Below are 26,807 nucleotides of genomic sequence, written 5' to 3' on the forward strand. Positions count from 1 at the left end.
GTCAGGTCCGCCAGGGCCGTCAGGTGCTCGGGCAGGAGGAGGTCCCACGGCACGGGCGCGACGCGCTCGATCGACCGGAGCGTGGCGGTCTCCGGGTCGGTGCCCCACTGCTCGGCGAGGGCGTGCAGCACCCCGAGCGCCATCTGGTCGTTCCCGGCGAAGACCGCGGGCGAGCAGGTGCTCCATCACGGGTCTCTCGTCGGCGGCCTGGGCGATGGCGACGGCGGGGACACTGCGGGCGGCCGGGGTCCGGACGGCGTCCCGCTGCACGGCGTTCGCGACGACCACGGGGACGGTGACCGGGATCGTCAGCGACGCGAGCGCGTCCAGCACGCGGTTGTCGGCCGCGACCAGCACGATCGCGGCGACGTCCTGCGCGAGCAGCGTGGTGAGCGCCCCGGACAGGTCAACCGGCCGGGGGTCGTCCGGCAGCGTCGAGAGCAGCACGTGGTAGCCGGCCGACCGAGCGGCCCGTTCGAACCCGACCGCGGTGCTCGACGGTCCGTACAGCGCGTCGCCGGCGGTGATGATGCCGAGCGCGCGGCTGCGTCCCCCGGCGAGGGCCCTGGCGGCGGCGCGGGGCCGGTACCCGAGCGCGGCGACGGCGTCGGTCACCTGCGAGCGGTAGGCGTCGCGGACGGTGGGGTCGCCGTTGATCACGCGGGAGACGGTCTGGTGCGAGACACCGGCGCGCTCGGCGACGTCGAAGATCGTCGGGGCCTTGCGACGTCTGCCGCCGGGGCCCCCGAGCGCGGTCGTGGTGGTCACGTCGCCGAGCGTACCGTCCGGGCCGCTCCGCGAGGCAAGATCCCGAAACGGTCACGACGAGTTGACACCCCGGTACGGAACCCTCAGTATGTGAGCGCTCACACGAGCGAATCCCACGGGGCACAGCAGCCCCAGCACCCGAGCGCGTCGAGGACGACGCGAGAGGAACAGAGGTACTTCGATGATGAAGCGCAGGATCATCGCGGGGGTCGCGGCCCTCGGCATCGCGTTCTCCCTGGCAGCTTGCTCGGCCGGCGGCCGTGCGGCGAGCACCGGCGGCGGCGACACCGCGGACGGCAACAAGGGCGCCCTGGTCGGCGTCGCGATGCCGACCAAGGTCTCCGAGCGGTGGATCAAGGACGGCAACGCCGTCAAGAGCGACCTCGAGAAGGCCGGCTACAAGGTCGACCTCGAGTACGGCGACAACAAGGTCCAGCAGCAGGCCCAGCAGGTCAGCAACATGATCACCAAGGGCGCGAAGGTCCTGATCATCGCCTCGATCGACGGTGGCGCGCTGTCCGACCAGCTCGACCAGGCGGCGAAGGCCGGCATCAAGGTGATCTCCTACGACCGCCTGCTCACCGGCAACAAGAACGTCGACTACTACGTGTCGTTCGACAACTACAAGGTCGGCGTCGACCAGGCCACGTCGCTGCTCACGGGCCTCGGCGTCCTGGACGAGAAGGGCGAGAAGACCGGCAAGAAGGGCCCCTTCAACATCGAGGTCTTCGCGGGTTCGCTCGACGACAACAACGCCGGGTTCTTCTTCAACGGCGCGATGGACACCCTCAAGCCGTACCTCGAGGACGGCACGCTGAAGATCGGCTCCGGCCAGGACCAGCTCTCGCAGGCCGCCACGCAGCAGTGGGACCCGGCGACCGCCAAGGCCCGCATGCAGAACCTCGTCGCGTCGACGTACTCCGGCGGCACGAAGCTGGACGGCGTCCTCTCGCCCTACGACGGCATGTCGATCGGCATCATCTCGGCCCTGCAGGGCGCCGGCTACGGCTCGGGTGACCGTCCGCTCCCGGTCGTGACCGGTCAGGACGCCGAGGCCGCCTCGGTCAAGTCGATCATCGCGGGCCAGCAGTACTCCACCATCTACAAGGACACCCGCAAGCTCGCGAAGCAGTCCGTGACGATGGCCGAGGACCTGCTCTCCGGCAAGACCCCCGAGGTCAACGACACCAAGAGCTACGACAACAAGGTCAAGGTCGTCCCGACCTACCTGTTCCAGCCCACGGTGGTGACGAAGGCCAACTACAAGGAGGTCCTCGTCGACAGCGGGTACTACACCGAAGCCGACCTCAAGTGACGGTCACCGACTGCGGGACAGTGCGGCTCTCCGGCACCGAAGCCGACCTCAAGTAGGACGCAACCATCCACAGGACTGGAGGCGCGGTGCACCCCCGCACCGCGCCTCCAGTCCGTCTCCACCCGCGCCCACGCGCGGACGACGGAAAGGCGGTCCACATGGCGGACACCATCCTCGAGATGCGGGACATCACCAAGACCTTCCCCGGAGTGAAGGCGCTGCAGGGCGTCTCGATCGAGGTCGAGCGCGGTCAGGTCCACGCGATCTGCGGCGAGAACGGCGCCGGCAAGTCCACCCTGATGAAGGTGCTGTCGGGCGTCTACCCCCACGGCTCCTTCGACGGCGAGATCCTGCTCGACGGCAAGCCCGTGCAGTTCGCTGACATCAACGGCTCCGAGAAGGCCGGCGTGGTGATCATCCACCAGGAGCTCGCACTCAGCCCGTTCCTGTCGATCGCCGAGAACATCTTCCTCGGCAACGAGCGCGCCAAGGGCGGGCTCATCGACTGGAACCAGACGAACCTCGAGGCGGCGGCGCTGCTCAAGCGCGTCGGACTCAAGGACAACCCGGTCACCAAGGTCACGGACATCGGCGTCGGCAAGCAGCAGCTCGTCGAGATCGCGAAGGCGCTCTCGAAGGAGGTGAAGCTCCTCATCCTCGACGAGCCCACCGCCGCGCTGAACGACGACGACTCGGAGCACCTGCTCGAGCTCATCCGCACGCTGCAGGCCGAGGGCATGACGGCGATCATCATCAGCCACAAGCTCAACGAGATCAAGGCGATCGCGGACAAGGTCACGATCATCCGCGACGGCAAGACCATCGAGACGCTCGACATGCACGCCGACGACGTGTCCGAGGACCGGATCATCCGCGGCATGGTCGGTCGCGACCTGTCCAGCCGGTACCCGGAGCGCGAGCCGAAGATCGGCGAGGAGCTCCTGCGCATCGAGGACTGGACCGTCCACCACCCGCTCGACGGCTCCCGCGAGATCATCCACCAGGTGAACCTGAACGTCCGCGCGGGCGAGGTCGTCGGCATCGCCGGACTGATGGGCGCCGGCCGCACCGAGCTCGCGATGAGCGTGTTCGGGCACTCGTACGGCACCGGCATCTCCGGCACCGTCTACAAGCGCGGCGTGCCGATCAAGACGAACACGGTGACCCGGGCGATCGACAACGGCATCGCCTACGCCACCGAGGACCGCAAGCGGTACGGCCTCAACCTGATCGACGACATCAAGCGGAACATCTCCGGCTCGGCGCTCGGCAAGCTCGCCGACTGGGGCTTCGTGAACGCGTCGAAGGAGACCACGGTCGCCGGCGGCTTCCTGAAGAGCATGAACATCAAGGCGCCGAACGTCGACGCCGTGACGGGCAAGCTCTCCGGCGGCAACCAGCAGAAGGTCGTCCTGTCGAAGTGGATGTACGCCGACCCGGACGTGCTCATCCTCGACGAGCCGACCCGCGGCATCGACGTCGGCGCGAAGTACGAGATCTACACGCTCATCAACGACCTGGCCGACCAGGGCAAGGGCGTCATCGTGATCTCGTCCGAGCTGCCCGAGCTGCTCGGCATCTGCGACCGCATCTACACACTCTCCGAGGGCACGATCACGGCCGACGTGCCCCGCTCCGAGGCCACCCCAGAGGTCCTCATGCAGTACATGACCCAGGAACGGGAGACCCCAGTCAATGAACGCGCTTAAGTCCGCCGCCGGCTACCTCACCGGGCAGCTCCGACAGATCGGCCTGTTCATCGCGCTGATCGTCATCGTCATCTTCTTCCAGGTGGCGACGAACGGCATCACGTTGGCCCCGATCAACGTGTCGAACATCATCGTCCAGAACAGCTACATCCTGATCCTGGCGATCGGCATGGTGATGGTCATCATCGCGGGCCACATCGACCTGTCCGTCGGGTCGGTCGTCGCCTTCAGCGGCGCGATGGCGGGCGTGATGATCACGCAGTGGGGCCTCCCCTGGCCGGTCGCAGCGCTCCTCTGCCTCGTCGTCGGTGCGCTCGTCGGCGCGTGGCAGGGCTTCTGGATCGCGTACTTCGGCATCCCGGCGTTCATCGTGACGCTCGCCGGCATGCTCGCCTTCCGCGGTGCCACCCAGATCGTGCTGCAGAACCAGCAGATCTCGCCGTTCCCGGAGGGCTTCCGCTCGCTCGGCTCCGGCTTCCTGCCGTCGTTCGGCACCACCGGCTACGAGCCGCTCACGATGATCCTCGGCATCGCAGCCGCCGCCGTCATGGTGATCTCGGCCTTCCGGGGCCGCATCACGCGCCGCAAGTACCAGCTCGAGAGCGAGCCGTTCGCCTGGTTCATCGTGAAGACGGCCTTCGGTGCCGCCCTCGTGGTCTACGTGGCGCTGCTGCTCGCCAGCTACAACGGCACCCCGATCGTGCTCGTCGTGCTCGGCCTGCTCGTGGTCGTCTACTCGGTGGTCATGCGCAGCTCGGTGTTCGGTCGCCACGTGTACGCGATCGGCGGCAACGCCCTCGCCGCGCAGCTGTCCGGCGTCAAGACGAAGCGCGTCACGTTCCTGCTCTTCGTGAACATGGGCGTCATCGCGGCCCTGGCGGGTGTGGTCTTCACGGGCCAGCTCAACCTCGCGGCCCCGGGTGCCGGCAACGGCTTCGAGCTCGACGCCATCGCGGCCGTGTTCATCGGTGGCGCTGCCGTCACCGGCGGCATCGGCACGGTGCCGGGCGCGATCGTCGGTGGTCTCATCATCGGCATCCTGAACAACGGCATGTCGATCCTCGGCGTCGGCACCGAGTACCAGTCGCTCATCAAGGGCCTGGTGCTGCTCGCCGCCGTCGCGTTCGACGTGTTCAACAAGCGTCGGGCGGCGTCCGCGCGCAAGTAGGACTGGCTCTCCTGCCCCGAGACTCGGGCTGAGCGACACATCTCGCGCCGATCGGTGCGAGAACGGTCGCCCAGCCCGAGTCTCGTTCTGTACGCGGAGGCGTCAGGCGGTCAGGACGGCCCAGCCGGCGGCCGGGAGGCGCAGGGTCCTGTCCCGCAGGTCGCCGGCGCCCGCCTCCACCCGCGTCGCGTCGGCCGCGGGCACCTCGACGGGGTCGTCCGCCAGGTTCAGTGCGGTCACGACCGCCGCGTCCGCGGTCGCCGTCCGCAGCACCACCGCCGTGTTCGTCAGGTGCACGACGTCGGTGTGCGCGCGGTGCAGCCACGGGTTCCGGCGACGTAGGGCGATCAGTGCCTCGTGCACGCGGGTCAGGTCGGTCGGTGCGGGCGGGGTGGCCGGGAGCTCCGGGCGGACGGCGTCGTCGCCGCCCTCACGTTCCTCCTTGACCGCCGTCCACCCGTACTCGTCGCCCGCGTACACGACCGGCGTCCCCGCGACCGTGAACAGCACCGCCGCGGCGTGCCCGGCGAACCGCTCCCCCACCGCGCTCGCGATCCGGGTGACGTCGTGGTTGCCGACGAAGGTCGTGGGCACGAACGTGGCGAGCAGGGCGTCGTGTCGCTCGACGGCGTGCGCGAGCTCGAAGCAGTTCCGGTCGGCGATCCCGTGCCAGACCGCCTGCCACAGCTCGTACTGCGTGGTCGAGTCCATCGTCGACGCCTCGACCATCGCGGCCGCGTCACCGTGGATGACCTCGCCGCTGGACCAGACGTCCGGGAACCGCTCGCGCACCCGTGGCAGCACCCGCGCCCAGAACGCCGGCGGCACGGCGTACGCGGCGTCGAGCCGCCACCCGTCGATCCCGCGGTCGAGCCAGTACGTCATCACCTCGACCACCAGGTCCTCCGCCGCCCGACCGTCGTGGTCGAGGGCGACGAGGATGTCGTGCCCCTCGAAGTCACGCACGGGCACGGGCTCGCCCTGCTGCCAGTCGGTCTGCTCGAGGGCGAACAGGTCGGCCGTGGACGCACGGGGACCCTGCTCCTCGAGCGCCCGGAACGCCGGGTGCTCACGCCCGACGTGGTTGAAGACGCCGTCGAGCACCACGCGGACGCCGCGCTCGTGTGCCGCGGCCACGAGCGCCACGAGGTCGGACTCGTCCCCGAGCCGCGGGTCGACCCGGAAGTGGTCGACCGTGTCGTAGCCGTGCGTCGACGCCGCGAACACCGGGCCGAGCAGGAGCCCGTTCAGCCCGAGTCCCACCACGTGGTCGAGCCACGGCACGAGTCGCTGGAGGCGGTGGTCGACCGGACGGCCGTCGACCGGGGTCGTCGGACGGACCTCGGCGCCGACCGCGCCGAGCGGGTAGACGTGCCACCACATCGCGTGCTCGACCCAGGCGGGTTCCTGCGGGCGGGAGACGTTCGGGTCCAGGGTCACCACTCCGATCGTGCCAGCCGACCCTGGGCTGTGGGTCGTGTCGGACCGCAGGACCAGGATGGGCGCATGGGACGAGCGATCAGGACCGCCGCGGACGCCTCGGCATCGCAGGAGGCACACGCGGAACGGACCTGCGCGTCCTGCGGTCGTCGGATGCCGTCGTCCGCCTCCCCCGACGCCAAGTGGTGCTCGGCGGCGTGCCGGAAGCACGGGGTCGACGACACCGACCGCGCGCTCGAGCAGCGGATCGACGAGCTGCTCGCCGCTCGTGCACGGACGTCGAGCATCTGCCCGTCGGAGGTCGCGCGGTCCCTCGAGCCCGACGACTGGCGGCCCCTGATGGAGCCCGCACGACGGGCAGCGCGTCGCATGGTCGCGCGGGGCGAGGTCGAGATCACCCAGAACGGCAGCGTGGTCGACCCCTCGACCGCCAAGGGTCCGATCCGGATCCGACGACCCCGGTAGGGAACACGTGTCGCCCGTGGACGTTGCACCACCACGATGACGAACACGACCGAACCGACCCCCGCCCGTCCCGAAGCCCTCGTCGTGGGTGCCAGCGGCATCACCGGCTCCGCGCTCGTCGACCACCTGCTCGCGCTCGGGTGGGACGTGACCGCGCTCTCCCGGCGCCCGCTCGCTCGTGACGGTGTCCGCACCGTCGCCGCGGACCTCCGCGACCCGGACTCCCTGACGTCGGCACTCGCGGGCGAGCGGCCGACGCACGTGTTCTTCACCGCGTGGCAGCGCCAGGAGACCGAGGCCGAGAACATCCGCGTCAACGGCGGCATGGTGCGCGACCTGCTCGCCGCGCTGTCGCACGCCCCGCTCGCCCACGTCGCCCTGGTCACGGGGCTGAAGCACTACCTCGGCCCGTTCGAGGCGTACGCCGCCGGGGAGATGCCCGACACGCCCTTCCACGAGGAGGAGCAGCGCCTCGACACCCCGAACTTCTACTACGCGCAGGAGGACGAGCTCTTCGCCGCCGCGGAGCGCCAGGGGTTCACGTGGTCGGTGCACCGTTCGCACACCGTCATCGGGTACGCGGTCGGCAACGCCATGAACATGGGCCTGACCATCGCCGTGCAGGCCACGCTCGCGAAGGAGCTCGGCCTCGACTTCGTGTTCCCGGGCAGCGAGGCGCAGTGGAACGGCCTCACCGACATGACCGACGCCGGGATCCTCGCCGAGCACATGGTCTGGGCGGCCACCAGCCCCGACGGCGCCGACGAGCCCTTCAACGTGGTGAACGGCGACGTCTTCCGGTGGCGGTGGATGTGGCCGCGACTCGCCGCGCACCTCGGTGTGGACCCGGCGCGGGTGGTCGGGTACCAGGACCGTCCCCGGCCGCTCGAGGAGCAGATGACCGAGCACGAGGGTGCGTGGGCCGGCATCGCCGAGCGGTACGGCTTGGTCGAGTCCGACGTCACGCGTCTGGCGTCGTGGTGGCACACCGACGCCGACCTCGGACGTGCCATGGAGGTCGTCACCGACATGGGCAAGAGCCGCGAGGCGGGCTTCACGGCGTTCCGCCGCACCGAGCGCGCCTTCGCCGACCTGTTCGCGCGCTACCGTGCCGAGCGTCTCGTCCCGTAGCCGTACCCCGACGGAACCGACCGGGGTACACGAAACTCAGACCGGGCCGCGAGTCGGGCCGGATGCCCTGGTTGTCTCGGTGACACAGACGCCGGGAGCCCTCGGCGGTTCCCGGAGGAAGGAAGACACCATGTCGCTCGGAGACAAGGCCAAGGACGTCACGCAGAAGGTCGCCGGCAAGGTCGAGGAGGCCGTCGGCAAGAAGACCGACGACGCCGAGCTCACGCACCAGGGCCAGAAGGACCAGGTCATGGGCGAGGGTCGCCTCGACAAGGAGAAGGCCAAGGACGCGTTCGACGGCAAGTGATCGTCGACCACCGCTGACGCCCGTACCGCTCGTCGGTGCGGGCGTTCGCCGTACCCGGGCAGTCCGTCCCGGCCGGCCGGCTCAGAACGCGTAGCGGATGCGGCAGGACGGCAGGTGCTCGGCGACGAGCTCGCGGAAGCGCTCGACGAGCTGCCCCTTCATGCCCGAGCGGTAGCGCACGTTGACGGCACCGTTCTGCGAGACCTTCTGCTCCTGCAGGTCCGGGCGCCAGAGCAGGTCCTCGGCCTTCGGGTGCCAGCCGAGGTTGACCTCGTGCAGGGGTTGGTTGTGCGTCAGGAAGATCACCTCGGCCGCGAGCTGCGCCTTGGCCGCGGGTGAGAGGACGTCGTCGACCTGGCGCAGCAGCTCGGCCCAGTCCGACTCCCACGTCGGTGTGAGGATCACCGGCGAGAAGTTGAGGTGCACCTCGTACCCGGCGTCGACGAAGTCGTTCACCGCGGCGATGCGTTCGGCGATCGGGCTCGTGCGGATGTCGGTGACCTTCGCGGTCTCGTGCGGCATGAGCGAGAAGCGGATGCGCGTGCGACCCATCGGGTCCCAGTCGAGCAGGTCGCGGTTGACGTACTTCGTCGCGAAGGAGGCCTTCGCCGTGGGGGTCATCCGGAAGAGATCGCAGAGGTCCCGCACGTTGTCGCTGATCATCGCGTCGACCGAGCAGTCGCTGTTCTCGCCGATGTCGTAGACCCAGGCGTCCGGGTCGCACTGGTTCGGCTCGGTCTTCGGTCCCTGCTTCGCGATGTTCCGAGCGACGTGCTTCGTGATCTGCTCGATGTTCGCGAAGACCGTCACCGGGTTCGAGTAGCCCTTGCGCCGCGGCACGTAGCAGTAGGCACACGCCATCGCGCAGCCGTTCGCGGTCGAGGGGGCGATGAAGTCGGCCGAACGCCCGTTCGGTCGGGTGACGAGCGACTTCTTGACGCCGAGCACGAGCGCCTCGGTCTTGATGCGCACCCACCGCTGCACGTTGCGCTCGTCGCCGTGCACCTCGGGGATGTTCCAGTGCGACGCCACGGGCACGATCTCGGCGTCGGGCCAGCGCCCGAGCACCTCCTGCCCGCGCGGGAGCTCGAGGGCGGCGTCCTCGGCGTAGATCCGCCGGACGTCGAGCATGGGTCGCACGCGTGGTCCCGTCATCGACACCTGTCTACCGCCGACCACCGACGGTGCAGACTCGGGAGCATGACCGCCGGACCCGACGACCACTTCTTCGTCGTCGACGGCCGCCGGTGGCGTCGCACCGACCCCGCGCTGCCCGAGGACCTCGCCGCGGCACTGCGCTCGCACCTCGGCCGCGGGCGCAACGCCGTGCGGCAGGCGAAGCGCGCCGGCGACGAGGACGCCCTCGCCGCCGCCCGGCACCGGAACGGCCTGGCGAAGCACGGGCTCGGTGAGCGTGGCCCCGAGTGGTGGACCCGCCCTGAAGCCGACCGGGTCGCCGACGCCGAGCGCGCCCTGGCCGACCTCGACGCCCTGGACGACTGAGTCCGCCCGGTCCTTCCCAGAACACTCGCGATGGGAAGCGAGAACGGGCGTACCTGGTCGATCCGTCCGACCAGGTACGCCCGTTCTCACCAGGTACGCCCGGAAGTGCCCGGTGCCCGGCGCCGGAAGACGCGCCTGCGTCAGGCCTCGGTGTGGCCCAGGTCGGGCTCGAGGAGCATGCACACCGTCCGCGACGCGCTGGCGTGCAGCTCGAACACGACGACCTCGTTCCGGCCGGCACGGAGCACCGGCCCCGGCACGGCCAGCGTCCGCTGCGGCCCCCGCGACCAGTACCGCCCGAGGCAGAACCCGTTCACCCACGCGACACCCTTGCGGAAGCCGTCGAGCGACAGGTAGCGGTCCTCCGTGGACGTCAGGTCGAACGATCCGGCTGCGAGCACGGAACCAGCCAGCACGTCGCCGTCGGTGGAGGGCAGTGCGGCGAGCTGGTCGACCGCTGCCGGCGCGATCGGGTCGAGCGCGAGCGGCGACGCCGACCACCGGGCGAGCGGGACACCGTCGACGGCGACGACCCCGATCAGGCCCTTCGGCTCGCCGATCCGGGGGCCGTAGTCGACGCGCCCCTGGTCCTCGACGAGGAGCTCCAGCGTGCCGGTGACCGGCGGGAGCGCGATCGCCCGGTCGTGGTGCTCGCGCTGCAGGACGCCGACGACCACGCCGTCCACCGAGACGACCGCACGGTCGCGGACCTCGGTGCCGACGGTCAGGACGCCACCGTCCGGCAGGTCCACCTCGGTCCGGTACAGCACGAAGCCGCTGGCTGCGCCGAGGGCGTCGAAGGTCGGCGGCTCGTCGTGCGCCGACCACTGCGTGAGCGCGGGCAGCAGGGACCGGAGCGACGCGACCCGGTCGAGGCGGACCGCGACGTCCGCGGCGGGCGCGGGGCGCGCCTCCAGGCCGGCGACCGACGCGGCGGACGCACTCGACGCGGCGGATGCACTCGACGCGGACAGCACACCCGACCCACCCGGCTGCATCGACGCCGGGAGCGCCGGGACGGGGGCGTAGCGCGCGATGACCTCCCGGAAGGCATGGAACTTCGACGTGGGCCGGCCGGCCTCGTCGAGGGGCGCGTCGTAGTCGTACGACGTCGCGATCGGCCGGTACACGCCCTTGTCGTTCGCGCCGTTCGTGAAGCCGAAGTTCGTGCCGCCGTGGAACATGTAGATGTTCACCGAGCCGCCGGCCGCCAGCAGGTCGTCGAGGTCCGACGCCGAGGCCGAGGCGGGCGTGGTGTGGTGGTGCTCGCCCCAGCTGTCGAACCAGCCGTCCCAGAACTCGGAGCACATCAGGGGTCCGGTCGGCTGCGCCTGACGGAGTCGCTCGAGCCGCTCCGTGGAGCGGGACCCGAACGAGCCGGTCTTGTGCAGCGACGGCAGCGACCCGTCCTCGAGCATGGTGCCCATCGGCTGGTCGACGCTCGTGAAGGGCACCGTCAGGCCGATGTCGCGGTGCATCTGCTCGAGCGCACGCAGGTACGACGCGTCGGAGCCGTACGCGCCGTACTCGTTCTCGACCTGCACGAGCACGATCGGCCCGCCCTGGTCGACCTGCCGCGGCACGAGGACCGGCGCGAGCTGCTCGAGGTAGTCGCGCACGGCGGCCAGGAAGCCGGGCTCGTTCCGCCGGACCCCGACGGTGCCGTCGGCGAAGAGCCAGTAGGGCAGGCCGCCGTTCGACCACTCGGCGCAGATGTAGGGACCGGGGCGGACGATGGCGTGCATGCCCTCCTCGGCGACCAGGTCGAGGAAGCGGCCGAGGTCGAGCCCGCCCTCGAAGCTGAAGGTCCCGGGCTGCGGCGCGTGGGCGTTCCAGGCGACGTAGGTCTCGATGGTGTTGAGGCCCATCAGCTTCGCCTTGCGGATCCGGTCCTGCCAGAGGTCCGGGTGCACGCGGAAGTAGTGGATCGCGCCGGACAGGACCCGGTGCGGCTCGCCGTCGAGCAGGAAGTCGGTGTCGCCGATGGCGAAGCGCATGGTGTGTCTCTCTCGTACGACGGGGCCGTGCGGACGTGGTGTCCGCACGGCCCCGGGGTGTGGGGAACGCGGGTGTTACTTGCTCTCGACCGTGAAGCCCTGGTCCTTGCCGTACTTCACGAGCGCCTTCTGCCAGGCCTCCAGGCCGCCCTCGAGCGAGGTGCCGTTCTGGTAGGACTGCCCGACGGTGTCGGCGTAGACGCTGTTCGCGTACACCTGGTACGGCAGGTAGGTGAAGTCGTTCGCCGAGGTCTTCGAGGCGTCGACGAGGACCTTGTTGATGTCCTGGCCGCCGAAGTACTCCGGCTTCTCGTTCAGGAACGAGCTCGAGTCGAGGTCGGCGGTGGTCGACGGGAAGCCGCCGGACTGCATGAAGACCTTCGTGGACTCCTCCGACGAGTTCAGCCACTTCAGGAAGCCGGCAGCGAGGGCCGGGTTCTTCGACTGCTTCATGACGACCTGCGAGCTGCCGCCGTTGCTGGCCGTCTGGGCCTTGCCGCCGTCGTAGGTCGGCATCGGCGCGACGCGCCAGTCACCCTTGGCGTCCGGCACGCTGGCCATCAGGTTGCCGGGCATCCAGGCACCGGTCACCATCGTGGCGATCTCGCCGTTGCCGAGCTGCTTGTACCAGTCGTCGGTCCAGCCGGTGGTCTTCGACAGCAGGCCCTGCTCGACGAGCTGGTCCCAGGTCTTCGCCCACTTCTGCGTGCCGGCGTCGTGCAGGTCGATGGTGATCTTGTCGCCGTCGGTCGTGAACGGGGTGCCGCCGGCCTGGGCGATCATGCTCGTGGTGAAGCCGGCGTCGCCGGAGTCCGCGGCGATGTACTTCGACGGGTCCGCCTCGTGCAGCTTCTTCGCCGCGGCGACGTACTCGTCCCATGTGGTCGGCACCGTGATGCCGTACTCGTCGAAGACCTTCTTGTTGTAGAACAGCGCCATGGGGCCGGAGTCCTGCGGCAGGCCGTAGACCTTGCCGTCCATCGCGACGTTGCTCCAGGTGCCCTTCGAGAACTTGCTCTCGAGGTCGTCGAAGCCGTACGACGACAGGTCGACGAGCGAATCGGACAGGGCGAACTGCGGCAGCGCGTAGTACTCGACCTGGGCGACGTCGGGCGCACCCGAGCCGGCCTTGATCGTGTTCTGCAGCTTCGTGTACTGGTCGGCGCCGGTGCCGGCGTTGACCAGCTTGACCTTCACCTTCGGGTACTGCTTCTCGAACGCGGCGATCTGGTCCTTGGCCGAGGGGGTCCAGGACCAGTAGGTCAGCGTGCCGCCGTCCTTCAGGGCCTTGTCGATGTCGTCCGCCGAGCCGCCGGCGGAGCTGCCGGACGCGCAGGCGGTCATGGCGATCGCGGCGGTGACGCCGATGGCGAGGGCGCTGAGCCCGCGCCGGAGACGCTTGTTCATGGGTTGCCTTCCACTTCTTCGTGATCTGGGGCTGGGGTGGTGCTGCTGTGTCCGGTCGCCGGGCGCGTGGCGGGCTGCCGGCGTGCCAGGCGTCCGGTGGGTCAGGCCTTGACGGACCCGGCCGCGAGGCCGGACTGCCAGAAGCGCTGGAGGAAGAGGAACGCGACCACGATCGGGATGATCGTGAGGAGCGATCCGGTGACGACGAGGTTGTAGATCGGCTGCGCGCCGGAGCCGGTGGCCTGCGCGTTCCACTGGTTGAGGCCGACCGTGAGCGGGTACCACTTCGGGTCGCTCAGCATGATGAGCGGCAGGAAGTAGTTGTTCCAGGTGGCGACGACCGCGAAGAGCAGGACGGTGACGACGCCGGGGGTGAGGAGCTTCAGCGCGATGGTGAAGAAGATGCGGAACTCTCCGGCGCCGTCCATGCGGGCGGCCTCGATGAGCTCGGTCGGGATCGCGTCGATCGCGTAGGTCCAGATGAGGTACATGCCGAACGGGCTGATCAGCGACGGCAGGATGATCGCCCACGGGGTGTTCGTCAGGCCGAACTGCGAGAAGAGCAGGAAGGTCGGGACGGCGAGCGCGGTACCGGGGACGGCGATCGCACCGAGGACGACGGCGAAGACCGCGCGTCGGCCGGGGAACTGGAACTTCGCCATGCCGTAGCCGGCGACCGTGGCGAGCAGGGTCGCGCCACCGGCACCGACGACCACGTACAGCAGCGTGTTGCCGAGCCACTGCATGAAGATGCCGTCGTTGTAGGTGAGCGTGTCGACGATGTTCTGCCACAGGTTGAAGTCGCCGCCGAACCACAGGCCGAAGGTCGACAGCAGCGACGCCTGGGTCTTCGTGCTGTTCACCAGCAGGTAGAACAGCGGCGCGAACGAGTAGACGACGAAGACGACCATCACGGCGGTGAGGAGACCGGAGCGCTTCACCTTGCGTCCGTCGACCGGCTTGCCGGCGCGGCGCGACCGGGAGGCGCGGGTCCCGCGGTCGCGCGGGTCACGCTGGGTGGTGGTCGCCTCGGTGACCGTGGCCGGGCCGGTCCCACCGGCGGGTCCGGTCGCGGGGTGCTGCAGGGTGCTCATCGGTTCTCCTGGCGGGTTCCGCGGACCTGGACGACGTAGGCGATCACGGCGGTGATGACACCCATGACGATGGCGACGGTGGCGGAGTAGTTGAACTGCTGGCCGCTGAAGGACAGCGAGTAGGCGTACATGTTCGGGGTGAAGGCGCTGCCGATGACGTTCGGGGCGAGGGTCTTCAGCAGGTTCGGCTCGTTGAAGAGCTGGAAGCTGCCGATGATCGAGAAGATCGTCGCGATGACCATCGGGCCGCGCAGGGCGGGCAGCTTGATCGAGAAGACGGTGCGCAGCGGTCCGGCGCCGTCGAGCTCGGCGGCCTCGTACAGCTCGCCGGGGACGACGCGGAGCGCTGCGTAGAAGATCAGCATGTTGTAGCCGAGGAACTCCCACGTGACCACGTTGCCGATCGACGTGAGGACCCAGGTCGGGCTGAACGGCTGCAGCAGGTCGATGCCGAGCGCGCTGTTGGCGGCGCCGGTGAGGCCGAACTGGTTGCCGTAGATGAAGCCCCAGATGAGGGCTGCGACGACGCCGGGGACCGCGTACGGCAGGAACACCGCGATGCGGAAGAACCCGGTGCCCCAGAGCCGTGCGCTGTCGAGCGCGAGGGCGGCGACGAGGGCGAGGCCGAGCATGATCGGCACCTGCACGACGAGGAACAGCGCGACGCGGCCGAGGCCCTCCCAGAACTGGGCGTCCTGGAACAGCTGCACGTAGTTGGCGAACCAGACGAACTGGTTGCCGCCGATGAGCTGGTCGCGGAACAGGCTGAGCCAGAGCGCGTAGCCGATCGGCACGATGAGCATCGCCACGAGGACGACGACGAAGGGGCCGACGAACAGCCAGCCGGTGTACCGCCCCCGGACCTTCGGGCGGCGAGCGGTCGGCCGTGCCGGCGGTGCCGCCTCGGCCGGGCGCGCTGCGAGCGTGCTCATGTGACTCCCTTGTCTGCTGCGTTCGGGTTCCGGACCGCGCACCTTCCGGTGCGTTCGGGACGTGCCCTGCCTGCGCTGGCACCGTTCCGGAGGACGTCGATGTTGACGTCAACATCGAACGACGTCACCGTAGCATGGCAACGTCAACATGCACTAGCGTTCGGGGAAGTCGAACGGAGGGAACACGTTGTCGACCGATCTGACCGCACCGCGTCGTGCGCCGTCGATGGCCGCGGTGGCCGATGCCGCCGGCGTCTCGATGCAGACCGTGTCGCGCGTCGCACGCGGGTTCGACAACGTCAGTCCGGACACCCGCGACCGGGTCCAGCGCGCCATGGACGACCTGGGCTACCGGCCGAACCGTGCAGCCCGCGCACTGCGGTCCGGGCGCTTCCGGACCATCGGCGTGATCATGTTCACGCTCGCGTCGTTCGGCAACATGCGCACGCTCGAGGCGATCTCGGCAGCAGCGGCGGCCGCGGACTTCACCATCACCCTCCTGCCGATGGCGTCGCGCACCGGCGAGGGCGTCCGCACCGCCCTCTCGCGGCTGCACGAGCAGGCGGTCGACGGCGTCGTGATCGTCATCGAGTCGCACATCATCGACACCGCCGAGGTCGTGCTGCCGAGCGGTGTCCCGCTCGTGGTCGTCGACTCCGCGGGCACGACCGACCGCCCCTCGATCGACATCGACCAGGCCGAGGGTGCACGGCTCGCCACGCAGCACCTGCTCGACCTCGGCCACGAGACCGTCTGGCACGTCGCAGGCCCCTCGGCCTCGTACTCCGCCGAACGCCGTCTCGACGCGTGGCGGGAGACGCTGGAGCTCGCCGGTCGTCGGGTCCCGCCGGTCCTCCCCGCCGGGTGGTCGACGGCCGACGGGCACCGTGCGGGCCGGGAGATCGCCGCACGCCCCGACATCACCGCCGTCTTCGCGGTGAACGACCAGACCGCGCTCGGGGTGCTCCGGGCGGCGCACGAGGCCGGTCGCGACGTGCCGGGGAGCCTCAGCGTCGTGGGGTTCGACGACTTCCCCGAGTCGGAGTCGTTCTGGCCGCCGCTCACCACCGTGCACCAGTCCTTCGACGAGGTCGGGCGCCGTGCGGTCGCGACGCTGCTCGCGCAGATCGAGGGCACCCCGGTCCGGACGTCGACCGACCTCGTGCCGGTGCGCCTGGTCGAACGGGCGAGCACGGCACCCCCGCCGCGGGCCTGAGCGCTCCCGGCAGGCCTGAGCGCTCCCGGCGGATCAGGCGGTCACCCGTGCGCTCCCGCGCCGCAGGAGCAGACTGACCGCATGACCACCTTCAGCGCAGTGACCGTGCTCGGCGCCGGCGTCCTCGGCACCCAGATCGCCCTCCAGACCGCTCGACACGGCGTGCCCGTCGTCGTGTACGACATCAGCGAGGACGCGGTCGCCGCCGGTCGTCAGCGGCTCACCGGCATCGTCGAGCAGTACCTCGGCGACGTCGGGCGGGACGCCCGCCCGGACGCCGACGCGGCCGTCGCGCGGATCACCTTCGACACCGACCTCGCGCACGCCGTCGCCGAGGCGGACCTGGTCGTCGAGGCGGTGCCCGAGCGACTCGACCTGAAGCGCGACGTGTACGCACGCCTCGCCGAGGTCGCGCCGGAGCACACGGTCTTCGCGACCAACTCGTCGACCCTGCTGCCGAGTGCGATCGCCGACGCGACCGGGCGCCCGGACCGCTTCCTCGCCCTGCACTTCGCGAACCACGTCTGGCGGCAGAACACCGCCGAGGTGATGGGGACCGAGCAGACCGTCCCCGAGGTGTTCGAGCGCGTCGCGACCTTCGCCGAGGAGATCGGCATGGTTCCGATCCGCCTCCACAAGGAGCAGCCCGGCTACGTGCTCAACTCGCTGCTCGTCCCGCTCCTCGACGCAGCAGCTGCACTCGTGCTCCGCGGGGTCGCCGACCCCGAGACGATCGACACCACGTGGCAGATCGGGACCGGCAGCCCGGTCGGGCCGTTCCGCATGTACGACGTCATCGGGCTCCGCACCGCGCACGCGGTCGCGAGTGCCTCCCCCGAGCCGGGCGCGCAGGCGTGGGCTGCGTACCTGCAGTCCGAGTACCTCGACCAGGGCAAGTTCGGCGTCGAGTCGGGTGAGGGGTTCTACCGGTACCGCTGACCTGAGCGCCCCTAGGATCTCGGGATGGAACTGGTCGCCCCCTCCCCCGAGTACTTCCCGTCCTTCCGCCGTGCCCTGCAGGAGTGGGACGGCGCCCACCAGGACGGAGCCGGGATCCGCGACGTCGCGGCACTGCAGGACCGTGCCGGCTTCGATCGCTGGGTCGAGCAGCTCCTCGCCGAGGAGACCGTCCCCGCCAGCCCCGGACACGTCACGTGCACCTACCGCTGGATCGTCGAGGGCGACGAGTACCTCGGCAGCATCACCCTCCGGCACGAGCTGAACGACTTCCTCCGCTCGTACGGCGGGCACGTCGGGTACGGCGTCCGGCCCTCCGCCCGGGGTCGGGGACTGGCGTCCGCGGCCCTCGCCGAGGTCGTCCGCACGGCAGCCGAGCGCGGCCTGCCCGAGGTCATGCTGACGTGCGACGCGACGAACCCCGCGTCCCGCCGGGTCATCGAGCACGCCGGCGGGCGCTACGAGCGCAGCGTCGTCGACCCGGACGGGCACACCCTGCTCCACCACTGGATCCGCACGGGTGCGCACGCACAGCCCGACGTCACCGAGGTGGACGTCGTCGGCGGCCCCGAGCCGCTCACCGTCGGGCTCCACGAGCACGACCCCGCCTGGGCGGGCCGGTACGAGGAGCACCGCGCACGGATCGCCCGCGCCCTGGACGGCCAGCACGTCACGATCGAGCACATCGGGTCGACGTCCGTGCCGGGACTCGCTGCGAAGCCGATCGTCGACGTCGCGGTCGCCGTGGCGGACGTCACCGACGAGGCCGCGTACCTCGCCCCGCTGCTCGACGCCGGGTACGAGCTCCGGGTGCGCGAACCCGGTCACCGACTCGTCCGGACGCCCGAGCGGGACGCACACGTGCACGTCTACGAGCACGGTGCCCCCGAGCTCGACGACTACCTGCTGCTCCGCGACCAGCTCCGCCGCGACGACACCGACCGGCAGCGGTACGAGGACACCAAGCGGGCGCTCATGGAGCAGTCGTGGGACGACACGAACGCCTACGCCGACGCGAAGACCGCCGTGATCGCCGACGTCAAGGCCCGTGCACGGACTGCGGTCGTGCGCGTGCGTCCGGTCCGTCCGACGGACGCGGACGCCTGGCAGGACCTGTACGCCGGGTACCGCGCCTTCTACCGTCTGCCCGAGGGCCCCGAGGCCGTCCGCACCACCTGGGAGTGGGTGTCGACGGGCGCGCACGGGCTGAGCGGGCTCGTCGCCGAGGACGCCGACGGGCACCTCCTCGGGCTGGCGGACGTCCGCCGGTTCGCCCGCCCGTCGTCGGCGACGACCGGCCTGTACCTCGACGACCTGTTCACGGCTCCTCCCGCCCGGGGACGCGGTGTCGCGACCGCCCTGCTGCACGAGGTCGCCGCCATCGCCGCCGCCCAGGGCGCGAGCGTCGTCCGGTGGATCACCGCCGCGGACAACGCGACCGCGCGGGCGGTCTACGACCGGGTCGCCGCGGCGACCCCGTGGGTCACCTACGACATGCGGCCGTCCGCGGACTGACCGACCGGCGGACGGGAGGCCCGTGGCCGGACCGCACCGCGCCTCCCGTCCGCGTGTCCCGGGTCGGGAGGCCCGTGGCCGGACCGCACCGCGCCTCCCGTCCGACACGACCGGCCACGCCGTCACGACCCGGACACGAGCGAAGGGCACCGGTCCGCTCGCGCGGGCCGGTGCCCTCCGTGCTCACTCGACGCTCACCGGAGCGCTCGCCGAGGCGTTCGTGCGCCGACCGTGGTCGGCGGCGGCTCAGCCGATCGACACCGCGGTCCAGGAGACCGGGGGCAGCTCGATCGTGATCGTGTCGCCCTCGCGACGGACGGTCTCGTTCGTGCGGAGCCCGACGCGCTCGCGGCCCTCCAGGTCGTTGACGGCGTGCACGTCGTCGTCCCAGATGCCCTCGGCGCGGACGTCGCCCTCGACGCCGATGCCCGCCAGGTCGATCGTCACCGTGGTGCTCTCGGTCTGGTGGCGGTTCACCAGGAACACCGCTGCCTTCCCGTCCTCGACGGTGGCGGCGGAGTCGACCACCGGGACCTCGCCGTACTTGCCGCCGTCGACCGTGTCACCGGAGGCCTTGACCTGCAGCGACGTGCCGTTGGCGAGCCGCGAGGTGACCGAGAACGGGAAGAAGGTCGTCTGGCGCCAGGCCGGTCCACCCGGCTCGGTCATGATCGGGCCGATCACGTTGACGAGCTGGGCGAGGCTCGCCGACGCCACGCGGTCGGCGTGGCGGAGCAGCGAGATGAGCAGACCACCGACGACGACCGCGTCCGCGACCGTGTAGACGTCCTCGAGCAGACGCGGGGCGACCGGCCACTCGTCGAGCGTGAAGGTCTTCGCCTGCGCCTCCCAGCGCTTGATCGACCACACGTTCCACTCGTCGAACGAGATGTCGATCCGCTTGTCCGACTTCTTGTGCGCCTTGACGTGGTCGGCGGCGGTCGTGACCGTGTCGATGAAGTGGTCCATGTTCACACCCGAGGCGAGGAACGAGGTCATGTCGTCGTCCTCCTCGTAGTAGGCGTGCGCCGAGATGTAGTCGACGTCGTCGTAGGTGTGCTCGAGGACGGTGCGCTCCCACTCGCCGAACGTCGGCATCGAGGCACCGGACGAACCGCAGGCGACGAGCTCGAGGTCGGGCTGGATCTGCCGCATGGCCTTCGCGGTCATCGCGGCGAGCTTGCCGTAGTCCTCGGCGTTCTTGTGACCGAGCTGCCACGGGCCGTCCATCTCGTTGCCGAGGCACCACATCTTGATCGCGAACGGTTCCTGGCGGCCGTTCGAGCGGCGGTACTCGCTGAGCGCGGTGCCGGCGTCGATGTTCGCGTACTCGAGGAGCTCGATGGCCTCCTGCGTGCCGCGGGTGCCGAGGTTCACGGCGAGCATGAGCTCCGAGTCGACCGCGTCGAGCCAGTGCTGGAACTCGTGCAGGCCGACCTCGTTCGTCTCGGTGGAGTGCCAGGCGAGGTCGAGGCGGCGGGGTCGCTGCTCGATGGGGCCGACGCCGTCCTCCCACTTGTAGCCGGAGACGAAGTTGCCGCCGGGGTAGCGGATCGCGGAGACGTTCAGCTCCTTGACGAGGTCGATGACGTCCTTGCGGAAGCCGTGCTCGTCGGCGGTCTCGTGAGCGGGCTCGTGGATGCCGTCGTAGACGTGGCGCCCGAGGTGCTCCACGAACCCACCGAACAGGCGACGGCGCACCGGCCCCACGGTGAACGCGGCGTCGAGGACGAGGTGTGTGCGGGGCATGGATCTCCTTCGATCTGCTGGGGGTTCGTGCGGTGACGTGCGCGGCCCGTCACGAAAGTGAGCGCTCACGTCCTGAGAACGCTAGCGGGTTCCGGCCCGTTGGGGAAGCGGTGGCACACCGGTGTCGTGACGTTCACGGAAGGGGTGGCGGCGACCCCGGTCGGCCGCTAATGTGAGCGCTCACGGAGCAACGACCGCTCCGCTCGGCCCGTCCCGATGGAGTGATGCCATGCCGATCCGACCAGCCGTACCCACCTCGCAGACCCGCGGCGGTGCCTTCACCCGGCGGACGCTGCTCGCCGGTGCCGCCGCAGGTGCAGCGGTCCTGCCGCTCGCAGCCTGCTCGAGCCCGATCGCCGCCGGCATCGCCGGTGCCCCGCTCAACCCGGAGACGCTCGTCTTCTGGAACCTGTTCGGTGGCGGCGACGGCGTCCGCATGCAGACGATGGAGGACGGGTACGCGAAGCAGCACGGCGGCTCGTCCGCGCTGCAGGCCACCACCTTCGCGTGGGGCAACCCGTACTACTCGAAGGTGACACTGGCCACCGTCGGGAACAAGCCGCCGGACGTCGCCATCGCCCACCTCACCCGCGCGAAGCCGCTGTGGGACGGCGACCTGCTCGACCCGATCACCGAGGACGACCTGGCGAGCGTCGGCCTGAGCGCCAGCGACTTCAACCAGAAGGCCTGGACCGCGCAGAAGACCGACGGCAAGAACATCTGCATCCCGCTCGACACACACCCCTTCGTGCTCTTCTACAACGTCGACGTGTGCCAGAAGGCGGGCCTGATCGATGCCGACGGCAAGCTCAAGGACCTGAACGGCCTCGAGAACTTCGAGGCCGCGATGGCCGCCGTCGCGAAGGTCACCGGCGGCACGGCGCTCAACGTGGCGAACGTCGTCCCCGAGACCGCGACCCCGTGGCGGTTCTTCTGGACGATGTACAACCAGATCGAGGGCGCGACCCCGTTCATCAGCGACGGCGGCGCGAAGCTCACGGTCAACGAGGACGCCTACGGCAAGGTCACCGAGATGACCCAGAAGTGGGTGCAGAACGGCTGGCTGAACAAGGCGCTCGACTACGCCACGGCGCAGTCGCTGATGTTCGACGGCAAGGCCGGGTTCTTCATGCAGGGCGAGTGGGAGATCAGCACCGCCCAGTCGATCAAGGGACTCAAGTTCGGCATGGTGCCGATCCCGCAGCTCTTCGACAAGCCCGCGACCCAGGCGGACTCGCACACGTTCATCCTGCCGAAGAAGGACCGGACGCCCGAGCAGCGCAAGGCGCACATGCTCTTCATCAAGCAGATGCTCGAGCAGAGCCTGACCTGGGCCGAGGGCGGGCACGTGCCGGCGTACATGCCGACGTTCGACAGCCAGCAGTACAAGGACCTCACCCCGCAGTCGAACTACGCGTCGGCCGCCGAGACCGCGGTCTTCGACGACGCTGCCTGGTACGGCGGCTCGGGCTCGACCTTCGAGGGCCTCGTCGGCGCGCAGCTCGCCCTCGTCCAGCAGGGCAGCAGCTCCCCCGCCCAGGCGCTCTCGGCGATCAAGGGCCAGCTCGCGACCTACCTCAACACCCCGAGCCCGCTGTGACCGGGCACGTGATCCTCCTCGTCCCCGTGGACACCGCGCGAAAGGCACGATGACGTGACCGCTGCACCAGTTCTCACCCGCCCCACGGACGCCGCGACCGTCACCCGTCGTGCGCGGCCCCGCGTGAACTCGACGAACCGAGGGCAGGGCCGCTCCGGCTGGCTCTTCCTCGCCCCGTTCGGGCTGTTCTACGCGGCCTTCCTGCTCGGCCCGACGGTCTGGATGATCGTCACGAGCTTCTTCAACACCTCGACGGTGCGCACCGGGCTCGGCAGCTTCGCCGGGTTCGCCAACTACGCCGAGATGCTCGGGCGCAGCGACTTCTGGTCGTCGCTCTGGCACACGCTGCAGTTCACGCTGTACACGACCCCGCCGCTCGTGGTCCTGGCGTTCGTGTTCGCCGTGCTGACGAACCGGATGAACCGCGGCCAGTGGTTCTTCCGCCTGGCGTTCTTCCTGCCGTTCATCCTGCCGTCGGCGACGATCTCGCTCATCTGGGTGTTCATCTTCACGCCGGCGACCGGCCTCTGGGCGAGCCTGCAGACCGCACTCGGCATGACGCCCGGGTCCGGGATGCTGTCCAGCCCGAACACCGCGATGATCGGTGTGGCGATCGCCACGGTCTGGTGGACCCTCGGCTTCAACTTCGTGCTCTACCTGGCCGGTCTGCAGGAGATCCCCCGCGAGCTCTACGAGGCCGCGGCCGTCGACGGCGCGTCGAACTGGCAGCAGATCAAGTCGATCACGCTCCCGCTGCTCGGCCGCACGACGACGCTCGTCATCCTGCTGCAGATCATCGCGAGCCTGAAGATCTTCGACCAGGTCTACCTGATGACGAACGGCGGTCCGGGCATCTCGACCCAGGTCTCGCTGCAGCTCATCACCGGCGTCGGCTTCACCGACAACCGCCTCGGCGCCGCGTCCGCCGCGTCGGTGCTCCTGTTCATCGTGATCGTCGCGATCGCGGTCATCCGGCAGCTCGTCGAGCGTGCTGCCGCCAAGCGAGAGATCGGGGCCTGACATGACCGCCACCGAGAGCATCACCACGTCGCGTCCGCGGAAGCTGCGCTCCGGCGTCTCGGCCGCAGCCCCGGCCAACGCTGCGAAGATCGGCGTCTCCGGCAAGGGCTTCAACATCGCGGCCGCGATCATCCTGACGGTGTTCGCGGTCATCTGGCTCATCCCGAGCCTGTTCGCGCTGAAGACCTCGCTGTCCGACAACGGCGTCGCCGCCCTGGGCGCGAACGCGATCCTGTCGAACTGGAACCCGACGCTGCACTCCTACGCGTCGCTGTTCCAGGCCGGCGACATCTGGAACTGGTACCTGGCGAGCGGCATCACGAGCCTCGTGACCGCCGCCCTGACCGTGCTGTTCGCCTCGATGGCCGCCTTCGCGCTGTCACGCCTGGTGTTCCGCGGCCGGAACGTCGCGTTCCTGCTCATCATCCTGGGCATCATGATCCCGACGCAGGTCCTGATCATCCCGATCTTCCAGGAGCTCAACGCCGTCGGCCTGCTCAACACCTACTGGTCGGTGATCTTCCCGCAGGTGCCGGCCGTCATCGCGGTGTTCATCTTCAAGCAGTTCTTCGACGGCATCCCGAAGGAGCTGGAGGAGGCCGCGCGCATCGACGGTGCGGGCATGTGGAAGATCTACTGGTCGGTGATCCTGCCGCTGTCGCGTCCGGTGATCGCCGCGGTGACGATCCTGACCTTCGTCGGTGTCTGGAACAACCTGCTCCTGCCGCTGTTCGTGCTGTCGAACCCGGACCTCATGACGATCCCGGTCGGGCTCGCCACGGTGCAGGGCAGCTTCGGGCAGCGCTACGCCGACATCCAGGCCGGTGCGATCCTGGCGGCGCTGCCGCTGATCATCCTCTACCTGGTCTTCCAGCGGCAGATCGTGGAGGGCGTGACGGGCTCGGGCCTCAAGGGCTAGACGCGACCACACGACGCAACGGGAGGCACGGTGCCAGCTGGCACCGTGCCTCCCGTCCGTCGCGCCTGCCTGGTCGAACCGGGCGTACCTCGTCGAATCGGGCGTACCTGGTGTGTCTGATCGACGAGGGATGCCCGGAACCACCAGGCGTCGCACCCGCTCTGGGAAGGAACGGGCGTCGCGGGGCGCGGGTCAGAGCGGGTCGAGCCGCGTCCGCAGCAGGCAGAACTCGTTGCCCTCGGGATCCTGGAGCACGTGCCAGGACTCCTCGCCGGTCTGCCCGACGTCGGCGGGACGCGCGCCCAGGGCGAGCAGCCGTTCGAGCTCGGCGTCCTGGTCCTGGTCGACCGGCGACAGGTCGAGGTGCAGCCGCAGGGTCTGGGCCGGTGCGTGGTCGACCCGGTTGAGGATGATCGTCGGGGTCGCACCGCCGAACCCAGACGCCGGTCCGATCTCGACGCCGTCGTCGTCCTTGCCGAGCTCGACGTAGTCCAGCACCGCGCACCAGAAGCGCGACAGCGCCTCGGGGTCGCGGCAGTTCAGCACGAGTTCGCTCAGTCGGACGCTCATGCCCGCACGCTACCCGGCCGGGCTCAGACGGGGACGGCCTGCCGCGCCTCGTGCTTCCAGAAGCCGGAGAACGTGATCCGCGACTTCGGGACCCCGGCGCGGTGCAGGTGCCGACGGCCGGCGGTCGCGAGTCTCGACTCCCCCACGACGAAGGCGTAGACCCGGTCGTCGCACGGCACGTGCCGCTCGAGCTCGGCGAGCGCCGCCCGCCCGGGGACCTCGTGCGGGTCGACGTGCTCGCGGACGATCCACGTGACCTCGACACCGACGGGGGCGTCGAGCACGCGGACGTCGGCGGCGGTGGGGACCTCCTGGATGATGCGGCCGACGGTGTCACGGGGCAGCGACGCCGCGATGCCGACGACGGCGGGCAGCCCGGTCTCCTCGGCCGCGACGACGACCTCGCTCACGTCGTCCGGGCAGTCGAAGATGCGGCCCTGGTCGAGCACCGCGAGCTGGTCCCCCGGACGCGCCGCGCAGGCCCAGATCGCCGCGCCGCCCTCGAGCGCGCCGTCGTCGTCGGTGTGGACGATGAAGTCGACGTCCATCTCGGCCGTGCCGTCGGGCAGGTGGCGGAAGGCGGCGACCGTGTAGTTCGCCAGGTGCGGGCGCTCGTCCTGCGGGATGGCGAGGTACTGGGGGTACCAGCGGGTGCCGTCGATCTCGGGCAGCGTGAAGGTGGACTGGTGCGGGAGCTGCAGGAACAGGCGGAACCAGTGGTCGTACCCGGCGAACGGGAACTCGTGCAGGTCGTCACCCACGACGGTCACCCGTTGCACGGACGGGGTGTGCCGGACGGAGCGGAGCACCCGCGCACGGAAGAGCCGGGGTGCCTCGGGCATGAGCCGCGGGATCTTCGCCATGAAGGGAAGGCTACCCTAAGCTGGTCCGCGTGCCATCCCCCGAAACCGTCCTGACGCCCGATCGGGCTGCCCGGACCGACGCCCCACCGCGTGCCGACGGCGTGCACCGCCGGGCCGTCCGCCGACGGCTGGTCGTGGTCGTGGTCCTGGTCGTCGTGCTCGCCGTCGCCGCGGTCGCGAGCATGCTCCTCGGGAGCAACCGGCTCGGCGTCGACCAGGTGCTCGCGGGGCTGACGCGCTCCGGGTCGAGCACCGCGGAGGCAGTCGTGTGGGGGTCGCGCATCCCGCGGACCCTCATCGGTGCCGCGGTCGGGGCAGCGCTCGGCATCGCCGGACTCCTCATGCAGGGCCACACCCGCAACCCGCTCGCCGATCCCGGGCTGTTCGGGGTCTCGTCGGGCGCGGGGCTCGCGGTCGTGCTCGGCGTCTACGTCTTCGGCGTCACGAGCACCGGCGCCACGGTCTGGTTCGCCCTGGTCGGGGCCGTCGTGGCGAGCGTCGTCGTGTTCTCGGTGACCGTCGCCGGCAGCGGGACCGCGAGCCCGGTACCCCTCGCCCTGGCCGGCGCCGCCGTGTCCGCCCTGCTCGGGGCCCTCACCTCGTTCATCGTGCTGACCGACCAGGAGTCCCTCGACGCCTACCGGCTCTGGGTCGTCGGGTCGCTCGCCGCCCGGCAGCTCGACGTGCTCGCGGCCGCGGCACCGTTCCTGCTCGTCGGCGCCGTGCTCGCGGTCTGGAACACCCGCGCGCTCGACGCCCTCGGGCTCGGGGCGGAGCTCGCGAAGGGCCTCGGCGAGAACGTGCTCGCCGCCCGGCTCGTCGGGCTCGGCGGCATCACGCTCCTCGCAGCCGGAGCGACCGCGGCAGCCGGACCGATCGGCTTCGTCGGTCTGACGGTGCCGCACGTCGCCCGGGCCCTGGTCGGCACCGGCCACCGCTGGACGCTGCCCGTCTCGGCACTCGTCGGGGCTGCGCTCGTGCTCGTCGCCGACGTGGTCGGACGACTGGTCGGCGGGTTCTCCGAGGTCGAGGTCGGCATCGTGCTGGCGGTGCTCGGCGGTCCGGTGTTCGTCGCCGTCGCCCGACGTCGATCGCTGGTGTCGCTGTGAGCGCCGCGACCGGCACGCGGCGCGGCGCGGACCGGCCGGACGCCGGCGCGAGC

Annotated in this window: 24 protein-coding genes; 14 read left to right on the forward strand and 10 right to left on the reverse strand. The window is 70.2% G+C overall.

Features of this window, described 5'->3' with window-relative positions; translation table 11 throughout:
* The coding region (locus D8M35_RS08535) for a LacI family DNA-binding transcriptional regulator (protein ID WP_126891469.1) at positions 1-768 on the reverse strand (768 nt) is incomplete at its 3' end.
* Positions 769-949: 181 nt separating this feature from the next.
* Between D8M35_RS08535 and chvE the strand changes: the two genes are divergently transcribed.
* The 3 genes from chvE (at position 950) to mmsB (ending at position 4,960) form a co-directional block, all read left to right on the forward strand.
* A complete protein-coding gene (gene chvE, locus D8M35_RS08540) occupies positions 950-2,083 on the forward strand; it encodes a multiple monosaccharide ABC transporter substrate-binding protein (RefSeq protein WP_126891470.1) in 1,134 nt (377 codons plus the stop codon).
* 158 nt (positions 2,084-2,241) lie between these two features.
* Positions 2,242-3,792 carry a multiple monosaccharide ABC transporter ATP-binding protein gene (gene mmsA, locus D8M35_RS08545; protein WP_126891471.1) on the forward strand — a complete coding sequence of 517 codons (1,551 nt, stop codon included), beginning with the start codon at positions 2,242-2,244 and terminating at the stop codon, positions 3,790-3,792.
* The gene (gene mmsB, locus D8M35_RS08550; protein WP_126891472.1) at positions 3,779-4,960 is read left to right on the forward strand and encodes a multiple monosaccharide ABC transporter permease; all 1,182 of its coding nucleotides are present in this window, start codon (positions 3,779-3,781) and stop codon (positions 4,958-4,960) included. Before mmsA ends, mmsB begins: the two co-directional genes overlap by 14 nt.
* Before the next feature lie 102 nt (positions 4,961-5,062).
* Here mmsB and D8M35_RS08555 read toward each other — a convergent pair whose 3' ends face one another.
* Positions 5,063-6,343: an alpha-amylase family glycosyl hydrolase gene (locus D8M35_RS08555; RefSeq protein WP_126891487.1), complete on the reverse strand. Its 1,281-nt coding sequence runs from the start codon at positions 6,341-6,343 to the stop codon at positions 5,063-5,065.
* Between the two features lie 123 nt (positions 6,344-6,466).
* Here D8M35_RS08555 and D8M35_RS08560 point away from each other — a divergent pair, with 123 nt between their 5' ends.
* The 3 genes from D8M35_RS08560 to D8M35_RS08570 all read left to right on the forward strand — a co-directional run bounded on the left by D8M35_RS08560 (position 6,467) and on the right by D8M35_RS08570 (position 8,303).
* Complete coding sequence (locus tag D8M35_RS08560) at positions 6,467-6,865, forward strand: DUF3253 domain-containing protein (protein WP_126891473.1); 399 nt, start codon at positions 6,467-6,469, stop codon at positions 6,863-6,865.
* A gap of 36 nt (positions 6,866-6,901) precedes the next feature.
* Positions 6,902-7,996: an SDR family oxidoreductase gene (locus D8M35_RS08565; RefSeq protein ID WP_126891474.1), complete on the forward strand. Its 1,095-nt coding sequence runs from the start codon at positions 6,902-6,904 to the stop codon at positions 7,994-7,996.
* A 130-nt stretch (positions 7,997-8,126) separates the two neighbouring features.
* Positions 8,127-8,303: a CsbD family protein gene (locus D8M35_RS08570; RefSeq protein ID WP_126891475.1), complete on the forward strand. Its 177-nt coding sequence runs from the start codon at positions 8,127-8,129 to the stop codon at positions 8,301-8,303.
* Positions 8,304-8,384: 81 nt separating this feature from the next.
* Here the strand turns inward: D8M35_RS08570 and D8M35_RS08575 are convergent, their stop codons facing one another.
* A complete protein-coding gene (locus D8M35_RS08575) occupies positions 8,385-9,458 on the reverse strand; it encodes a spore photoproduct lyase family protein (RefSeq protein WP_238638154.1) in 1,074 nt (357 codons plus the stop codon).
* A gap of 45 nt (positions 9,459-9,503) precedes the next feature.
* On the opposite strand from D8M35_RS08575, the gene D8M35_RS08580 reads away from it, so the two are divergent.
* A complete protein-coding gene (locus D8M35_RS08580; RefSeq protein ID WP_126891476.1) occupies positions 9,504-9,806 on the forward strand; it encodes a biopolymer transporter Tol in 303 nt (100 codons plus the stop codon).
* A 140-nt stretch (positions 9,807-9,946) separates the two neighbouring features.
* On the opposite strand, the gene D8M35_RS08585 is transcribed toward D8M35_RS08580, so the two are convergent.
* The 4 genes from D8M35_RS08585 to D8M35_RS08600 form a co-directional block, all read right to left on the reverse strand.
* Entirely contained in the window at positions 9,947-11,803 is a 1,857-nt protein-coding gene (locus tag D8M35_RS08585) for a beta-galactosidase family protein (RefSeq protein ID WP_126891477.1), read from the reverse strand.
* Positions 11,804-11,878: 75 nt separating this feature from the next.
* Positions 11,879-13,210, reverse strand: coding sequence for a sugar ABC transporter substrate-binding protein (locus D8M35_RS08590; protein WP_126891478.1), 1,332 nt, complete (start codon positions 13,208-13,210; stop codon positions 11,879-11,881).
* 101 nt (positions 13,211-13,311) lie between these two features.
* On the reverse strand, positions 13,312-14,304 hold the full coding sequence (locus D8M35_RS08595; protein ID WP_126891479.1) for a carbohydrate ABC transporter permease: 993 nt from the start codon (positions 14,302-14,304) through the stop codon (positions 13,312-13,314).
* Positions 14,301-15,236: a carbohydrate ABC transporter permease gene (locus D8M35_RS08600; protein ID WP_066655681.1), complete on the reverse strand. Its 936-nt coding sequence runs from the start codon at positions 15,234-15,236 to the stop codon at positions 14,301-14,303. Before D8M35_RS08600 ends, D8M35_RS08595 begins: the two co-directional genes overlap by 4 nt.
* A 187-nt stretch (positions 15,237-15,423) precedes the next feature.
* On the opposite strand from D8M35_RS08600, the gene D8M35_RS08605 reads away from it, so the two are divergent.
* From D8M35_RS08605 to D8M35_RS16890, 3 genes are all read left to right on the forward strand, one after another.
* Positions 15,424-16,452, forward strand: coding sequence for a LacI family DNA-binding transcriptional regulator (locus D8M35_RS08605; protein ID WP_308222927.1), 1,029 nt, complete (start codon positions 15,424-15,426; stop codon positions 16,450-16,452).
* A gap of 81 nt (positions 16,453-16,533) precedes the next feature.
* Entirely contained in the window at positions 16,534-17,391 is an 858-nt protein-coding gene (locus D8M35_RS08610; protein WP_126891480.1) for a 3-hydroxyacyl-CoA dehydrogenase, read from the forward strand.
* A gap of 24 nt (positions 17,392-17,415) precedes the next feature.
* Positions 17,416-18,924, forward strand: coding sequence for a GNAT family N-acetyltransferase (locus tag D8M35_RS16890; RefSeq protein WP_194074869.1), 1,509 nt, complete (start codon positions 17,416-17,418; stop codon positions 18,922-18,924).
* 246 nt (positions 18,925-19,170) lie between these two features.
* Here D8M35_RS16890 and D8M35_RS08620 read toward each other — a convergent pair whose 3' ends face one another.
* Positions 19,171-20,673: an alpha-N-arabinofuranosidase gene (locus D8M35_RS08620; protein ID WP_126891481.1), complete on the reverse strand. Its 1,503-nt coding sequence runs from the start codon at positions 20,671-20,673 to the stop codon at positions 19,171-19,173.
* Positions 20,674-20,902: 229 nt separating this feature from the next.
* Here D8M35_RS08620 and D8M35_RS08625 point away from each other — a divergent pair, with 229 nt between their 5' ends.
* The 3 genes from D8M35_RS08625 to D8M35_RS08635 are packed head-to-tail and all read left to right on the forward strand — an operon-like array spanning position 20,903 to position 24,212.
* Complete coding sequence (locus tag D8M35_RS08625) at positions 20,903-22,273, forward strand: extracellular solute-binding protein (RefSeq protein ID WP_126891482.1); 1,371 nt, start codon at positions 20,903-20,905, stop codon at positions 22,271-22,273.
* 54 nt (positions 22,274-22,327) lie between these two features.
* Positions 22,328-23,293, forward strand: a complete 966-nt coding sequence (locus tag D8M35_RS08630) for a carbohydrate ABC transporter permease (protein ID WP_126891483.1) — start codon at positions 22,328-22,330, stop codon at positions 23,291-23,293.
* Between the two features lies 1 nt (position 23,294).
* Positions 23,295-24,212 (forward strand): carbohydrate ABC transporter permease, encoded by a 918-nt coding sequence (locus tag D8M35_RS08635; protein ID WP_126891484.1) that lies wholly within the window; start codon positions 23,295-23,297, stop codon positions 24,210-24,212.
* Between the two features lie 192 nt (positions 24,213-24,404).
* Here the strand turns inward: D8M35_RS08635 and D8M35_RS08640 are convergent, their stop codons facing one another.
* The gene (locus D8M35_RS08640) at positions 24,405-24,782 is read right to left on the reverse strand and encodes a VOC family protein (RefSeq protein ID WP_126891485.1); all 378 of its coding nucleotides are present in this window, start codon (positions 24,780-24,782) and stop codon (positions 24,405-24,407) included.
* Positions 24,783-24,805: 23 nt separating this feature from the next.
* Positions 24,806-25,645: a siderophore-interacting protein gene (locus D8M35_RS08645; protein ID WP_126891486.1), complete on the reverse strand. Its 840-nt coding sequence runs from the start codon at positions 25,643-25,645 to the stop codon at positions 24,806-24,808.
* Positions 25,646-25,674: 29 nt separating this feature from the next.
* Between D8M35_RS08645 and D8M35_RS08650 the strand changes: the two genes are divergently transcribed.
* Positions 25,675-26,754 (forward strand): iron ABC transporter permease, encoded by a 1,080-nt coding sequence (locus D8M35_RS08650; protein ID WP_238638155.1) that lies wholly within the window; start codon positions 25,675-25,677, stop codon positions 26,752-26,754.
* Positions 26,755-26,807: the final 53 nt, after the last annotated feature.

The sequence above is a fragment of the Curtobacterium sp. HSID17257 genome (genome assembly GCF_003989515.1).
Taxonomy (GTDB): Bacteria; Actinomycetota; Actinomycetes; order Actinomycetales; family Microbacteriaceae; genus Curtobacterium.

Coding starts and splice junctions, on each gene's coding strand:
- D8M35_RS08645 (WP_126891486.1), bottom strand. CDS start 25,645: ATGGCGAAGATCCCGCGGCTCATGCCCGAGGCACCCCGGCTCTTCCGT.
- D8M35_RS08610 (WP_126891480.1), top strand. CDS start 16,534: ATGACCACCTTCAGCGCAGTGACCGTGCTCGGCGCCGGCGTCCTCGGC.
- mmsA (WP_126891471.1), top strand. CDS start 2,242: ATGGCGGACACCATCCTCGAGATGCGGGACATCACCAAGACCTTCCCC.
- D8M35_RS08575 (WP_238638154.1), bottom strand. CDS start 9,458: ATGACGGGACCACGCGTGCGACCCATGCTCGACGTCCGGCGGATCTAC.
- D8M35_RS08560 (WP_126891473.1), top strand. CDS start 6,467: ATGGGACGAGCGATCAGGACCGCCGCGGACGCCTCGGCATCGCAGGAG.
- D8M35_RS08555 (WP_126891487.1), bottom strand. CDS start 6,343: ATGTGGTGGCACGTCTACCCGCTCGGCGCGGTCGGCGCCGAGGTCCGT.
- mmsB (WP_126891472.1), top strand. CDS start 3,779: ATGAACGCGCTTAAGTCCGCCGCCGGCTACCTCACCGGGCAGCTCCGA.
- D8M35_RS16890 (WP_194074869.1), top strand. CDS start 17,416: ATGGAACTGGTCGCCCCCTCCCCCGAGTACTTCCCGTCCTTCCGCCGT.
- D8M35_RS08595 (WP_126891479.1), bottom strand. CDS start 14,304: ATGAGCACCCTGCAGCACCCCGCGACCGGACCCGCCGGTGGGACCGGC.
- D8M35_RS08585 (WP_126891477.1), bottom strand. CDS start 11,803: ATGCGCTTCGCCATCGGCGACACCGACTTCCTGCTCGACGGCGAGCCG.
- D8M35_RS08600 (WP_066655681.1), bottom strand. CDS start 15,236: ATGAGCACGCTCGCAGCGCGCCCGGCCGAGGCGGCACCGCCGGCACGG.
- D8M35_RS08590 (WP_126891478.1), bottom strand. CDS start 13,210: ATGAACAAGCGTCTCCGGCGCGGGCTCAGCGCCCTCGCCATCGGCGTC.
- D8M35_RS08565 (WP_126891474.1), top strand. CDS start 6,902: ATGACGAACACGACCGAACCGACCCCCGCCCGTCCCGAAGCCCTCGTC.
- D8M35_RS08625 (WP_126891482.1), top strand. CDS start 20,903: ATGCCGATCCGACCAGCCGTACCCACCTCGCAGACCCGCGGCGGTGCC.
- D8M35_RS08570 (WP_126891475.1), top strand. CDS start 8,127: ATGTCGCTCGGAGACAAGGCCAAGGACGTCACGCAGAAGGTCGCCGGC.
- D8M35_RS08620 (WP_126891481.1), bottom strand. CDS start 20,673: ATGCCCCGCACACACCTCGTCCTCGACGCCGCGTTCACCGTGGGGCCG.
- D8M35_RS08640 (WP_126891485.1), bottom strand. CDS start 24,782: ATGAGCGTCCGACTGAGCGAACTCGTGCTGAACTGCCGCGACCCCGAG.
- D8M35_RS08580 (WP_126891476.1), top strand. CDS start 9,504: ATGACCGCCGGACCCGACGACCACTTCTTCGTCGTCGACGGCCGCCGG.
- D8M35_RS08635 (WP_126891484.1), top strand. CDS start 23,295: ATGACCGCCACCGAGAGCATCACCACGTCGCGTCCGCGGAAGCTGCGC.
- chvE (WP_126891470.1), top strand. CDS start 950: ATGATGAAGCGCAGGATCATCGCGGGGGTCGCGGCCCTCGGCATCGCG.